This window comes from Azospirillum sp. (genome assembly GCF_035627195.1).
GTDB lineage: Bacteria > Pseudomonadota > Alphaproteobacteria > Azospirillales > Azospirillaceae > Azospirillum.
The window spans coordinates 1-13347 of the sequence record NZ_DASPMG010000414.1 but is presented as its reverse complement, the minus strand read 5'-3'; the positions used below and the strand labels follow the sequence as shown (position 1 = coordinate 13347).

The 13347-nt window shown below is 68.1% G+C and carries 15 protein-coding genes; 8 read left to right on the top strand and 7 right to left on the bottom strand.

Annotation, left to right across the window (positions count from 1 at the left end; all coding sequences use genetic code 11):
* Window positions 1-194: hypothetical protein (locus VED21_RS35770; protein WP_324890742.1), on the top strand; the 194-nt coding region annotated here is incomplete at its 5' end.
* Window positions 195-449: 255 nt separating this feature from the next.
* Here VED21_RS35770 and VED21_RS35765 read toward each other — a convergent pair.
* The 5 genes from VED21_RS35765 to VED21_RS35745 all read right to left on the bottom strand — a co-directional run bounded on the left by VED21_RS35765 (window position 450) and on the right by VED21_RS35745 (window position 5310).
* Window positions 450-3479 (bottom strand): transglycosylase domain-containing protein, encoded by a 3030-nt coding sequence (locus VED21_RS35765; protein WP_324890740.1) that lies wholly within the window; start codon window positions 3477-3479, stop codon window positions 450-452.
* A 671-nt stretch (window positions 3480-4150) separates the two neighbouring features.
* The gene (locus VED21_RS35760; protein ID WP_324890739.1) at window positions 4151-4282 is read right to left on the bottom strand and encodes a hypothetical protein; all 132 of its coding nucleotides are present in this window, start codon (window positions 4280-4282) and stop codon (window positions 4151-4153) included.
* A 50-nt stretch (window positions 4283-4332) separates the two neighbouring features.
* Window positions 4333-4533 (bottom strand): hypothetical protein, encoded by a 201-nt coding sequence (locus VED21_RS35755; protein WP_324890737.1) that lies wholly within the window; start codon window positions 4531-4533, stop codon window positions 4333-4335.
* Entirely contained in the window at window positions 4530-4877 is a 348-nt protein-coding gene (locus tag VED21_RS35750) for a hypothetical protein (RefSeq protein ID WP_324890735.1), read from the bottom strand. Before VED21_RS35750 ends, VED21_RS35755 begins: the two co-directional genes overlap by 4 nt.
* Before the next feature lie 238 nt (window positions 4878-5115).
* A complete protein-coding gene (locus VED21_RS35745; protein WP_324890733.1) occupies window positions 5116-5310 on the bottom strand; it encodes a hypothetical protein in 195 nt (64 codons plus the stop codon).
* 117 nt (window positions 5311-5427) lie between these two features.
* On the opposite strand from VED21_RS35745, the gene VED21_RS35740 reads away from it, so the two are divergent.
* Window positions 5428-5682 (top strand): FitA-like ribbon-helix-helix domain-containing protein, encoded by a 255-nt coding sequence (locus VED21_RS35740; protein WP_324890731.1) that lies wholly within the window; start codon window positions 5428-5430, stop codon window positions 5680-5682.
* A 121-nt stretch (window positions 5683-5803) separates the two neighbouring features.
* On the top strand, window positions 5804-5962 hold the full coding sequence (locus VED21_RS35735; protein ID WP_324890729.1) for a hypothetical protein: 159 nt from the start codon (window positions 5804-5806) through the stop codon (window positions 5960-5962).
* Window positions 5963-6258: 296 nt separating this feature from the next.
* Here VED21_RS35735 and hisS read toward each other — a convergent pair whose 3' ends face one another.
* Window positions 6259-7614, bottom strand: a complete 1356-nt coding sequence (hisS, locus tag VED21_RS35730) for a histidine--tRNA ligase (protein WP_324890727.1) — start codon at window positions 7612-7614, stop codon at window positions 6259-6261.
* A 249-nt stretch (window positions 7615-7863) separates the two neighbouring features.
* Between hisS and VED21_RS35725 the strand changes: the two genes are divergently transcribed.
* The 4 genes from VED21_RS35725 (at window position 7864) to VED21_RS35710 (ending at window position 11122) form a co-directional block, all read left to right on the top strand.
* Complete coding sequence (locus tag VED21_RS35725) at window positions 7864-8229, top strand: hypothetical protein (RefSeq protein WP_324890725.1); 366 nt, start codon at window positions 7864-7866, stop codon at window positions 8227-8229.
* 83 nt (window positions 8230-8312) lie between these two features.
* The gene (gene pyrC, locus VED21_RS35720) at window positions 8313-9368 is read left to right on the top strand and encodes a dihydroorotase (protein ID WP_324890723.1); all 1056 of its coding nucleotides are present in this window, start codon (window positions 8313-8315) and stop codon (window positions 9366-9368) included.
* A gap of 106 nt (window positions 9369-9474) precedes the next feature.
* Entirely contained in the window at window positions 9475-10401 is a 927-nt protein-coding gene (gene ppk2, locus VED21_RS35715; RefSeq protein ID WP_324890721.1) for a polyphosphate kinase 2, read from the top strand.
* Window positions 10402-10507: 106 nt separating this feature from the next.
* A complete protein-coding gene (locus tag VED21_RS35710; protein WP_324890720.1) occupies window positions 10508-11122 on the top strand; it encodes a hypothetical protein in 615 nt (204 codons plus the stop codon).
* Window positions 11123-11199: 77 nt separating this feature from the next.
* On the opposite strand, the gene xseA is transcribed toward VED21_RS35710, so the two are convergent.
* Window positions 11200-12858 (bottom strand): exodeoxyribonuclease VII large subunit, encoded by a 1659-nt coding sequence (xseA, locus tag VED21_RS35705; protein ID WP_414638390.1) that lies wholly within the window; start codon window positions 12856-12858, stop codon window positions 11200-11202.
* Between the two features lie 57 nt (window positions 12859-12915).
* Between xseA and VED21_RS35700 the strand changes: the two genes are divergently transcribed.
* Window positions 12916-13347: phosphoribosylamine--glycine ligase (locus VED21_RS35700; RefSeq protein ID WP_414638389.1), on the top strand; the 432-nt coding region annotated here is incomplete at its 3' end.

Genomic DNA, 13347 nt, shown 5'->3' with positions numbered 1-13347 from the left:
GTTCCAGAAATGTTGCAGGAATTGAGGAACTTCTCAAGGACTTGGGTGGCCTCGACCAAGTACTTCAGGGTTATGTCTTCGCTTCCGTCCTGTCCACTTTGGACGAGGCAGTTAATTTCATACTGCACAGCTCAGTTCCCGGAAAAAAGACATGGGACGGCGACCGCAGGGGAAATGTATACCCCGCTATCTGAATAAGTCAACGACACGTTAACGCACTGGCGAGATTTCTGGAAGACTGGAGAGAATAAGAAAATTTCAAAAATCAGTCTTGAGGACGGGCGGTTTTGATATTTTATTATTTATTCGGCTAGTGGGGTATGCCGTTCGGCGCGTGGCCGAATGCCGCAGCGCACACCATGAACCCCAGCGTTTCCGCCACGCAACGTGGCGGAAACGCTGGGGTTCGCGTGCCCCGTCTTTGCGGCTCCGGCCTTACAGCCCCGCCGTTACAGCCCGGTCTGCGGCTTCACGGTGTCGGCGGTGTGGGCCGAGGTGCCGGGGTCGATCAGCGGCTGCAGCGCCGGGGCCAGGCTCTTCAGCAGCTGCGCCGGCAGCGCCGAGGTGAAGCGGTAGCCGTCGGCCTCCGGCCCGTGCACGAAGGCGGTCATGGTGCCGAAGAAGCGATCGCCGATGTAGAAGACGAAGGTCGCCGTGCGCGCCACCGCGCGGGATTCGATCAGGTGCCCGCCGGGGCCGTAGCGGTCCAGCCGGTGGTCGCCCGTGCCGGTCTTGCCGCCGATCGGGATGATCTGCCCGGATGCGTCCTTGAACGACCCCCACACGCGCTTGGCCGTGCCGTTCTGCGCCACGTCCATCAGCGCCTTGCGCGCGGTCTGCGCGATCTCGGCCTTCAGCACGCGCTTGCCCTCCAGCGGGCCCAGCCCCACCACCGCCTCGTACGGCGTGCCGGCGGCGAAGTGCAGCTTGTTGACGCGCACGGTCGGCATGCGCACGCCGTCGTTGACCAGGATGCCCACCAGCTCGGCCAGCGCCGCCGGCCGGTCGGCGGAGCTGCCGATGGAGGTGGCGAAGGACGGCACCAGCGTCTCGAACGGATAGCCCAGGCGCCGCCACGACGCGGTCAGGCGCTGGAACGCCTCCTCCTCCAGGCCGATGCGGATTCGGGTGTTCTGCGCCGCCTGACTCTTCTTGAACAGCCAGCGGTAGCTCTCCTGCCGCTCGTCGGCGCTGGCCTCCAGAACTTCCGAGCGCTTGGCCTGCGGGTTCTTCTGCAGGTACGCCACCAGCCACAGCTCCAGCGGATGCACCTTGGCCAGGTATCCCAGGTCGTTCAGCGGGAACTTGTCCGGCCCGTACTTGGAATACAGCTTCTGCATGTCGCCGTCGTCCAGGTTGGCGGCCGGCAGGCGGGCGCGCATGAACTTGGCGAACTCGGTGATGCCGGCCTCCGGCCGCACCGTGCGGAAGATGACGGCGAGGCGATGCGGCACCGGCCGCGCGCGGCTGGCCAGCCGCGCCAGCATCTCGTCCGGGCTGTGCTTGCGGTAGTCGTTGAAGAAGCGGTTCAGGAACTCGCTGCCTTCCTTGTCGGCGAAGCGCGCCAGATAGGCCTGCCGGGCCGGGTGGTCGGCGTTGTGCAGGATGTCGGCCGAATCCTCGCCGCCCTCGGCCATGTAGAACTGCACGATGTCGCGCATCATGCGGATGAACGGCAGGTTGACGGAGCTGCGCAGCGCCTCCGTCACGGTGAGGATGGAGCCGTTGTCCTTGTTGTTGAAGTTCACGAAGGTGTGCAGCCCGCCGCCGGTGAAGAACGCCTCCGCGGGGCTCGCCGAATAGCGGCGCTCCATGGCCGCGTCCAGGATGGCGGTCAGCGACCGGTCCTTGGCCTGGATCAGCCAGTTGGCGGCCCAGCGCGTCAGGTTGTCGCTCGCCTCCTCCTCCACGTCCGCCAGGAAGTCCTTGGGCAGGTGGGCGTAGCGGGTGTGCAGCTCGGCGATGATCTCCAGGTAGGTGACCATCGTGCGCAGCTTGGCCGTGGAGCCCAGGTCCAGCTTGGCGCCCTCGTTGATGTCCAGCGGCTGGTCCAGGTTGTCGGCCTGGATGCGCAGGTAATTGGCGTCGTGCCCGCGTTCGTACAGCGTGAAGCTGTAGATGATCTTCGACAGGTCGTTGTTCTTGGCGTCCAGCAGCCGCTCGCCCATCAGCCCCTGCGCCTGCGCGAAGGCCGGCTCGCCCAGCTTGGCCAGCACCTCCACCACGCGCTGCTGCGTGGGGTTGTCCAGCGTCGTCTGCGCCGTCAGGTCGGTGCGGTCCAACTGATACAGGCTCGGCACGCCCAGCATGGACAGCAGGCGCGCGCGGATGGCGTTCGGCGCCTTCTGCTCGACGAAGTTGGCGGTCTGCGCCTGCGGCGGGTCCTCGCGGTACTTCAGTTTCAGGTTCAGCGCCGCGTCGCGCAGTGGTTCGTCGATCACCCCGGCGCTCGCCAGCACGCGCAGGTGGCTGTCGGCCAGCCGTTCCAGCGCCGCGCGGTCGGCGATCAGGTAATGGCTGGGCCGCCGCTGCGCCAGCAGCAGGCACAGCACCTGCTTGTACGCCAGCGCCTTCAGCTGCAGCGTGCGCTCGTCCCGCGCCGGTTCGGACAGCACCTTCACCGCCAGCGGCAGGTCGGTGCCGTACCACGCCCACAGCCCGTCGCCCAGCCCGTTGACCTCGCCGAAGCCCGGCCGCGCCGTCAGCGGCGTGGAGTTCAGGTAGTCCACCAGGATGCGCCGCCGCGCCTCGCCCGTGTCCTCGCCGTTCAGGTAGGCGCGCACGCTGGCCGACATCATCTGGCGCAGCTTCTCCACCGGCCCGTCCGTCTGCCCGTCCGGCGAGTGGCGGTACTTCTCGATCTGCGTGGCCAGCGTCGACCCGCCGGCCACGCGCGATCCGGGGTGGATGTACTTCATCGGCAGCGTCAGCATGGCGCCGGCGAAGCGGTCCCACTCCACGGCCGGGTTGCGGCGCGGCTCGGCGTCGTCCAGCAGCTCGCGGTTCTCGATGAACAGCAGCGTGTCGGCGACCAGCGGCGGCACGTCCTCGAACCGGTTGAACACGCGTTCCGGATAGCGGGCGGAGAACAGCGTGGCGCCGTTGCGGTCCAGCAGCGTCAGCCCGGCCCGCGTCTTCTCGCGGTAGATGGTGAAGCCGCCCATCGCCATGAACTGTTCCAGCCGCGGCGACAGCGACGCCTGCATCTCGACCGCGTACATGTCGTCGGTCAGCGCCTTCAGATAGTTGGGCAGGCCGGTGTAGCCCATGCGCTCGTCGTACGGCCCCTGGGTGGGGAAGCGCGCCTGCGGGTTCGGCCCTTCGCGCAGCGTGTAGGACATCTCCCCGGCCACCCAGGACAACACGCGCGCCTGCAACCGTGACGTGCGAATCTCCTGAACGGCTGCGGCGCCCAACCCGGTCACCGTCGCCACCGTGGCAACACCCAGAAGCATCCGTCGCCAGAAGGTCCGAGTCATGGGACGCCCGCCATATCGCGAATTGGTTAAAATGCCCGGCAAACTGCCGAGCGATATGGCCAAAACGTAAGCGTTGTCTGGTTAACAACGTGTGTAACCCGGACCTGAGAAAGGCCCAAAAAGGTTCCGCAAAAAAGTGCTACCAACGAATTGTTGGCCACTGTTGCGCGGCTGCTACGGAAACGCGTTGTGGTTGTGGGGGGATTCTGTCGGGGCGGCAATCCCCGCTCCCCCTGGGGCGCGGAGCCGACGGCCGAAGGTCACGCCGCCGCGCCGACAAAACCCTCTCCCGCCCCGGGAGAGGGTGCCCGCGCACAGCGCGGGCGGGTGAGGGTTTCCCCCCCGCTACAGCAACCCCCGCACATCCCCCAGCGCCGCCCGCAGGATCCCGGCCTTGCCGGACTGCGGTTGAACACGAAGCAACAAAGGTCACCAAGAACACAAAGAAACGTCAGCTTGGCCGCACGTCTTCGTTGCTCCGGCGCCCCTTCGTGTCCTTTGTTGCTTCGTGTTCCAAAACGGCCCACACGACGTGGACGCCCACCGGACCAACCAGCGCCCTCGCTCTCAGCAAACGGCTATGGTCGCGGCCACGCCGTCCGGCGTGCCGGCCGAGTCGGGCTCCGGCAAGTATTAAAGGCGCGGGATGAGCGGCCGGGCAGGGCGGGCGCTCAGGCCCAGGCAGCCATGGCCCAGGCCAGCGTCAGCACGATGACGGCGGCCAGCAGCACGGTGCCGGCCTGGGCGCCGTGGTTGCGCCACAGGCGGCGGGTGTCGCCCTTGAGAATGCGCCGGATCCGCATGGACAGCCTCCGTTCCGAGTTCGGGCGTTCCGAGTTCGGGCGTTCCGGTTTCAGGCGTCGTTGGCGGGCGTGCCGACCCGTTCGGCCAGCTCCGCCGCGATCAAGTCGTCGGACGGCGGCCCGGCGGTGCCGGAGAGGGCAGCGCGCATCATGCCGTTCACCGCGTCGCCCGGCCGCATCGCCCACAGCGCGACGTTGAAGGTGTCCCCGAAGACCGCGCGGTAGCGGCCCAGCAGTTCTGAATCGATCATGCCCCACCCCCCGCCGCGGGTGGCCCGGCGGCTGCGCTCACCCCGGCGAGAACGGCCGGGCGGGACGAGGCGCGGCGCGGCGTGGCGGCCTCGTTCCGCGCTTCCTCGGCCCAGGGCGGCGGGTAGGGGTCGCTGCCGAAGGTCCAGGCGGTGTTCACGGTACCGTCGGCGGCGCGCAGCCGCACGTGGGCGTCGTGGCCGTCCTTACCGGCCTGCTGCGCCGCCTGCACGGCGGCGATCAGCGCGCCGTTGCGGCCGCCGGGGAACGGGCCGTAGCTGGACTCCTCCATGGTGATGAACCAACCCGTCGCCTTCTCGGCGACGAGATAGTGTGCGTGCGCCATGGCTCGTCCCTTTCTTGTTGGTGGTGCCTGGGGCCGTCCGCATCCCGGACGCGGGGCGCGAACGATCGCGCAATTTCGATGCTCCCGGCAGGCAACATAAGTATACAACATGGGGCGTCCGCCCCCGCATTCAAGAAGAATCCCGCCCCGCCGCCGGAACCGCCAAAGAAAACCGGCCGCTCCATTGCGCGTGGAGCGGCCGTCTTTTATCGGACGATTCAGGGTGTGGGCGGGGATGTCAGCGCTCCGGCTGGTCCGTTGCAGCGGTGGCCAGTTCCGCGTCCAGCGCGTCACACACCTCGTCCAGATCGTGAACGCGGCCCGCGTCGATGTCGGCGCGCCCGCGCGCGATGACCGCGTCCAAGCGTCCGCTTGCCAGTTGGGCCTGCACGAACGCTTCGTAATGCTTTCCAAGGGTGTAGCTGCGGGGCATGGCCGACGCTCCTCCGATATCATCCAATGATTACAACAGGGCCGCAGCGGGCACAGCCCTTCGTTCGGGCGGTAGACCGCCCTTGCCGACGATACCGGCAACGCCCACACTGAAGGCATGGCGACGCTGAGCATCCGCAACCTGCCCGACGACGTGCACGCCCGCTTGCGCGTGCGCGCCGCGCTGCACGGCCGCAGCATGGAGGCCGAGGCGCGCGACATTCTGTCATCCGCCTGCCTGATGGCCACAAGCCCGGTGACCGACTCGTCAGCCCTTCAGGCGTTGGTGGATGACCTGTACGGTCCCGCCAAGCCCACCGGCGTCGTCGACCAGTTCATCGCGGAGCGCCGGCAGGAAGCCGAGCGCGAATGATCGTCCTCGACGCGTCCGCCTTGCTGGCCTTCCTCTTTCGCGAAGGAATCCATCCGGTCTTCTGGAGCCGCTCAAGGCGCACGGCGTGCGATGGATCCCCTTCGGCGAGCGGCACGCGCAAATGGCGGCGGACCTTGTGCCGCAGACCCGGGCGTTCGGCTTGTCCCTGGGTGATCGCGCCTGTCTTGCGCTTGGGATGGAACTCGGGCTGCCGGTGCTGACCGCCGATCGCGTGTGGGCCTCGATCGGTTTGGCCGTGACGATCGAAACGATCCGTTGACCCCTGCCGGCACCCGTTGCCAAACCCGCCCCCTGACGCTAGGATAAAAGTCCTTGCGCAAGGAGGCGGTCATGGCGCGGCGCGCGTGCGATCATCTCCGGAAGACTCCTGCGGCACCCGCCGCCGGCCTCCATGCGCGCCGCTTCCCAATGAAGCATGAAACGCATGCCCGAAAAGCGTTTCATCCGGTTTCATCCCGTTACATTCGCCGGGCGTCCCCGGCCCGCCGTGCGCCGATCCGGAATGCAACACACTGCCGAAAGCGTTGCATGGTGTTGCATCCGGTTGCATCCGGCCTAGCGGCCCAGCAGTTCCTTCACCTTGGCGGGCAGCTCGGCCAGCGGCACCTCGACCTGCTCGCCCTTGGCGAGGTGCTTGACGGTGGCGGTGCCGCGCGCCTTCTCGTCGGTGCCCATCAGGATGGCCACCGGGATGCCGGCCTTGTCGGCGTACTTCATCTGCTTGGCGAGCTTGCTGCCCTCCAGCTGGATCTCGGTGTTCAGCCCGGCCGCGCGCAGATCGGCGGCGAGGCGGAAATAGTCGGCCGACAGCGCCAGGTCCATCTGCGTCACCAGCACGTCCGCCGTGGCGCCGCCGTCCTTGATCAGGCCGGCTTCCTGCAACTGGTAGAACAGCCGCGTGGCGCCGATGGAGATGCCCACCCCTGGCAGCGTCGACTTGGTGTAGTGGCTCGCCAGATTGTCGTACCGCCCGCCCGAGCAGACCGAGCCGATGTGCTCGTACCCCTTCAGGAAGGTCTCGTAGACGGTGCCGGTGTAGTAGTCGAGGCCGCGCGCGATGGCGAGGTTGATGCGGACATAGCCGTCCGGCACCTGGAAGGCCTTCAGCCCCTCGATGACGGTGGTCAGCTCCTCCACGCCCTTGGCGAAGGTGGCGTTGTCGATGCCAAGCGCGCGCAGGGCCGCCAGCGTCCCGTCGTTCGTGCGCTCCTCCGCCATCAGGGACAGCAGCGTGTCGGCGACCTCGCCGGGCACGGCCAGCGTCTCGCCGGTCAGGCTGGCGCGCACCTTGTCGCGGCCGATCTTGTCCAGCTTGTCGATCTCGCGCAGGACCAGGACGCGCTTCTCCGCGTCCGCGATGCCCAGGCCGTCCAGCAGGCCCAGCAGGATCTTGCGGTTGTTGACGTTGATGGTGAAGCCGCCGAAGTCCAGCTCGCGGAACACGTGGTAGATGACGGCCGGCATCTCCGCGTCGTAGTGCAGCGACAGGCTGTCCTTGCCGATCACGTCGATGTCGCACTGGTAGAACTCGCGGAACCGGCCGCGCTGCGCGCGCTCGCCCCGGTACACGCGCTGGATCTGGTAGCGGCGGAACGGGAAGGCCAGGTCGCGCTCGTGCTCCGCCACATAGCGGGCCAGCGGCACGGTCAGGTCGAAGCGCAGCGCCATCTCCGGCTTGTGCCCCTGCTGGATGGCGCCGGTGGACTGCACGAAATAGACCTGCTTCTCCGTCTCGCCGCCGGACTTGGTCAGCAGCGTCTCCACCGTCTCGAACACCGGGGTCTCGACGGGGACGAAGCCGAAGCGCTCATAGCCGCGGCGGATCGTGTCCAGCATGCGCTGGAAGGCGACCTGCTGGCGCGGCAGCAGTTCCATCACGCCGGGCGGGGTGCGGGGGGTGATCAGGCTCATGGCGTCGGCTTCGCGTCTGTTCGGGAAGGGCTGGGAAAGGCCTTGCGTTTTAGCGGCTTTCGCCGCGCGCGTCGAGAAAGCGAAAAATTTTTTGGGCAGGCGCGGAATGAAGCCGCGCGGCCCCGCGTTCATCTAAGTGCGATCCGATGATGAGATCGCACACGCAACGAGAGGTCATTCATGACTCGTTTCTCCTTTGGGCAGCGTTTCGCCACGGTTGCTTCCACCTTTGCGGTTGGCGCCCTGCTGATGGCGGCGCCCGCGATGGCCACCTCCGCCACCGCCCCGACGGCCCCGGCCGTGGTCGGCGAGACGGCCAAGCCGGCCGACGCGCCCAAGAGCATCGAGACCAAGAGCATCGAGACCAAGGCCGCCGAAACCAAAGCCGAGGTGAAGAAGGTGGATCCGGCCGCCCCGGCCGCCGCGAAGAAGGCCGAGTCCGGCAAGCACGAGGCCGGCGCCATCAAGACCGATGCCATCAAGACCGACGCCAAGCCCGACGCCAAGGCGGACGCCGCCAAGGCCGACCCGGCGAAGCCCGATGCCGCGAAGCCCGATGCGGCGAAGAAGGCCGACGCCACCAAGCCGCAGGCCGGCGGGACGGTGAAGCAGTAACCCCCACACCCAGCACGCCGGTTGAGCGGGCGGGCGGAAGCGTCTACAAGACGCCATCCGCCCCCCGACCTCCGGCCAGGACCATGCCCGCAGCCCGCCTCACGCTCCGCCGCCCCGACGACTGGCACGTCCACCTGCGCGACGGCGCCATGCTGAAGGCCGTCCTGCCCTTCACGGCGCAGCAGTTCGCCCGCGCCATCGTCATGCCGAACCTGAAGCCGCCGGTCGCCACCGCGGCGGATGCCGAGGCCTACCGTGCCCGCATCCTGGAGGCGCTGCCGGCCGGTGCCCGCTTCACGCCGCTGATGACCTGCTACCTGACCGACGCCACCGACGCCGACGATCTGGCGCGCGGCGCCGCCTCGGGCGTCTTCACGGCGGCCAAGCTCTACCCGGCCAACGCCACCACCAACAGCGCGTTTGGGGTGACCGACATCCGCCGCATCGACGGCGTGCTGGCCCGCATGGCGGAGATCGGCCTGCCGCTGCTGATCCATGGCGAGGTCACCGACCCGGACGTCGACATCTTCGACCGCGAGGCCGTCTTCCTCGACCAGGTCCTCAGCCCCCTGCTGGACCGCCACCCGACCTTGCGCGTCGTGCTGGAGCACGTGACGACCAAGGAGGCGGTGGACTTCGTGCGCGCCCACGCGGCCTCCGGCCGGATCGGCGCCACCATCACGGCGCACCACCTGTTCATCAACCGCAGCCACATCTTCGCCGGCGGCATCCGCCCGCACCTCTACTGCCTGCCCATCGCCAAGCGCGAGGTGCACCGCCGCGCCCTGGTGGAGGCCGCGACGTCCGGCGAGGGGCCGTTCTTCCTGGGCACCGACACCGCCCCGCACGCGGTGACCGCCAAGGAAACCGCCTGCGGCTGCGCCGGCTGCTTCACCGCGCCCAGCGCCATCGAACTCTACGCACAGGCCTTCGAGGAGGCCGGTGCGCTGGGCAAGCTGGAGGCCTTCGCCAGCCTGAACGGCCCGCGCTTCTACCGCCTGCCCCTCAACGAGGAGCGCATCGTGCTGGAGCGCGTGCCCTCCAAGGTGGCCGACGTCGTCCTGCTGGCCGAGGGCGACGGCATCCTGCCCTTCAAGAGCGGGGAGACGCTGGACTGGCGCCTGATCAGGGCCGAATGAGCAAGGCCGAGTGAGCAACATTGTCGCTCCGGCCGGGCGCCGGTTGCGCTTTCCTTGCGCTTTCCCTTAGCTTTCCTTTCGGGGAAACGCGAGGGAAGGGCCGAGCATGGACGCGATCAGCGCACCGGACACGAAGAAGAAGGGCAAGAAGCCGAAGAAGGCCGCCAAGCCCGGCGGCGAACTGCTGAGGGACGCCAAGGAGGCCGCGCGGATCGAATCGCACTGGCACATCGTCGGCGACGCCACGCCCCCCGGCCAGCCGCCCAAGAAGTACAAGTACATCGACGAGCTGGCGCGCCTGCAGTTCGAGCTGCTGAAGCTCCAGGAATGGGTGCGCATCCAGGGCCTGAAGGTCTGCGTGATCTTCGAGGGGCGCGACGCCGCCGGCAAGGGTGGCGTGATCAAGCGCATCACCGAAAGCCTGAACCCCCGCGTCTGCCGCGTCGTGGCGCTGGGCACGCCGACCGAGCGCGAGCGCGGCCAGTGGTACTTCCAGCGCTACGTGGCGCAACTGCCGGCCAAGGGCGAGATCGTGCTGTTCGACCGCTCCTGGTACAACCGGGCCGGCGTCGAGCACGTCATGGGCTTCTGCACCGAGGAGGAGTACCACGAGTTCCTGCGCTCCTGCCCCTTGTTCGAGGAGATGCTGGTGCGCTCCGGCATCATCCTGCTGAAGTACTGGTTCTCGGTCAGCGACGAGATGCAGGAGCAGCGCTTCGAGGAGCGCATGCGCAACCCGATCAAGCGCTGGAAGCTCAGCCCCATGGACCTCGAATCCCGCAAGCACTGGGTCGAATACTCCATGGCCAAGGACGTCATGCTGAAGCATACGGACTGCAAGACGACGCCGTGGTTCATCGTGGATGCCGACGACAAGAAGAAGGCCCGGCTGAACTGCATCCACCACCTGCTCCAGCAGATCCCCTACAAGGACCTGGTGCCGGTCGAAATGGAACTGCCGCCCCGCCAGCCCGACCCCGGCTACAAGCGCCCGAAGAAGTCCAGCCAGAACTGGGTGCCGGAGGTTTATTGAGGGATGGTTGCATCACATCGTTGACAGCGGACGGCAGGGTTGGCATGCCGCCCGATAGCGGCGCCGTGCGTGATGGCTGGGCGCCCTGTTCCCGCTGGAGGTGGTGGTGAGTTTCCGGTCTTCCCTTGTGGCCGTTGCATTCTTCGCGCTGATGCAGGCCGGCTGTGCCGACATCAGCGTCATGAAGAAGGACGCCGTTTATGACCCCAACGAAAACGCCGTTGTCGTGATCGTTGGGCAGGCATTCAAAAGTGGGTGCACTCCCGGTGTGTCGGCATGGTCTGGCATACGCGACGAAGCGTTTCCCGATTTCAGCTTCTTTCTGGCCAACACCGTTGGTTGCCTGGAGAAGGGAGGCCATGTGGGCTACAGCGTTCTCAAGGTTGCGCCGAGCCAGTTTGTCCTGAACTTCTTTGACGGCGAGCAAAGTAAATATCTTCGGAACCGGTGCCGAACCATTTATACCGACGACGGGATCAGTTTTTCCGCGCCGCCGTTCAAAGAACGCAAGGCACCGAAATTCGCGGCGCTGAAGGGCGAAGTGGTCTACGTCGGCGACATCATTTATGAAGCGCCCTGCAATCCGAAAGTGATCGGCGTCGTCCGCAACGACAAGGCTGCACAGGCAGCCCTGGCGGATTACCCGAACTTCAAGGCGGACATGGTCTATCGGCCCCTGATCATCAACAACCGCGAGGTGAATGCGCCGAAGGTTGAGTGACGCCGAGCGCGCCGTGGTTCGGCATCGCCGCCGCCCGATATGCCTGTCTCCCGTGTCGTGCCCTTGCGACGCAGGGATCAGAACAGGCTCCCCTGCACCGGCGCCTTGGCCGGCTTCTTCGGCTCGGCCTTCGCCTTCTCGGGCTTCGGCAACGGCTTCGCCTCCACCGCTGGTTCCGGCACCGGCACCGGCACCGCGTCCACGCGCGGCGCGTCGCCGGCGCCTCCGTCAATGGTGGCCGCCGCCGTGCCGTCGTGGAACTGCAAGGTGACCGGCAGGCCCGGCGCCGCCCCGGCCACGCCGGTCAGCGGCCGGCCGTCGGCGCCGCGCACCACGGCGTAGCCGCGCTTCAGCACGCCCTCGTAGGAATAGCTCTCCAGCAGCTGGCCCAGCGCCTGCACGCGCGCCGCGCGCTCTTCCAGGCCCTTGCCGTAGCCGCGCTCGACACGCGGGGTGAGGTCGGCGAGGCGGCGGTTGCCGTCCTCGATCTTCAGCTTGGCGGTGCGCAGCGACAGGCGGCCGGCCACCCGCTCGAACTTCCCTCCGGCGGCCATGGTCGCGTGGCGCAGCGCGGCGTCCAGCGCGCGAGACTCCAGCGTCAGGCGGGAGCGGGCGTCGGCCAGCTTCTCGCGCGGGTGGCGCAGCTTCGCGCCCAAGTCAGACACCCGCACCCGGCGGCGCTCGACGAAGGCGCCGGCCGCCATCGCCAGCCGCTCGGCCCGGTCGTCCAGGCGCTGGGCGTGCCCCTCCAGCAGCGCCCGCGGGTCGCCCAGGCCGCGCGCCAGCCCCTCCACCCGCGTGCGGCGCTCGGTGACGAAGCGGTGCGTGCAGCCGACCAGCCGGCGCGCACAGTCCAGCACCTGCGACAGCAGCTCGGCCCGCACCGGCACCGCCATCTCGGCCGCCGCCGTCGGCGTGGGTGCGCGCTTGTCGGAGGCGAAGTCGATCAGCGTCGTGTCGGTCTCGTGCCCGACGGCGGAGATCAGCGGGATGCGGCTGGCGGCCGCCGCGCGCACCACCACCTCCTCGTTGAAGGCCATCAGGTCTTCGAGCGAGCCGCCGCCGCGCGCGACGATCAGCACGTCCGGGCGCGGCACCGGCCCGCCCGGCTCCAGCCGGTTGAAGCCGGCGATGGCGGCGGCCACCTGTGCTGCGGCGTTGTCGCCTTGCACGGCCACCGGCCACAGCAGCACGCGGCGCGGGAAGCGGTCGTTCAGCCGGTGCAGGATGTCGCGGATGACGGCGCCGGTGGGGGAGGTCACGACGCCGATGACGTCGGGCAGGAAGGGCAGGGGCTTCTTGCGTCCCTGGTCGAACAGCCCCTCGGCCGCCAGCCGCCGCTTGCGCTCCTCCAGCATCTTGAGAAGGGCACCCTCGCCGGCCAGCTCCATCGACTCGATGATCAGCTGGTACTGCGAGCGGCCGGGGTAGGTGGTGATGCGGCCGGTGACGACCACCTCCAGCCCTTCCTCGGGCTGGATGGCCAGCTTGGACATGGTGCCGCGCCAGCACACCGCCTCCAGCACCGCCGTCTCGTCCTTCAGGCGCAGGTAGCAGTGGCCGGAGCTGTGGCGCTTGGGCTGTGAGATCTCGCCGCGCACCCGGACGAAGCCGTAGGTGTCCTCGATGGTGCGCTTCAGCGCCCGCGCGAGGTCGCCGACCGACAGCTCCGGCATGTTGGAGCCCGGGCGGGGCGGGGCGGCGATGATGGGAGTCGCATCAATATCTTGAGTCATGGCGGCGCCATGATACAAGGCTGCGCGTCGGCAACAAGCATGGAAGGACGGGGTGCCATGAAAGTCCTGGTCGTCGGGTCGGGTGGGCGCGAACACGCGCTGTGCTGGGCGATCTCGGCCTCGCCGCTGTGCGACGCGCTATACTGCGCGCCGGGCAACGCCGGCATCGCCGACGTGGCGACGCTGGTGCCGATCGGCGCGGAGGACGTGGACGCCATCGTCGCCTGGGTCAAGGACAACGGCATCGACTTCGTGGTCATCGGGCCGGAGGGGCCGCTGGTCCTGGGCCTCGCCGACAAGCTGGCGGCGGCCGGCGTCAAGGCCTTCGGGCCGAGCGCGGCGGCGGCGGCGCTCGAAGGCTCCAAGGGGTTCATGAAGGACCTGCTGGCCAAGTACGGTGTGCCGACCGCCTTCTACCAGCGCTTCACCGACGCCGACGCCGCCAAGGACTACGTCCGCACGCATGGCGCCCCCATCGTGGTGAAGGCC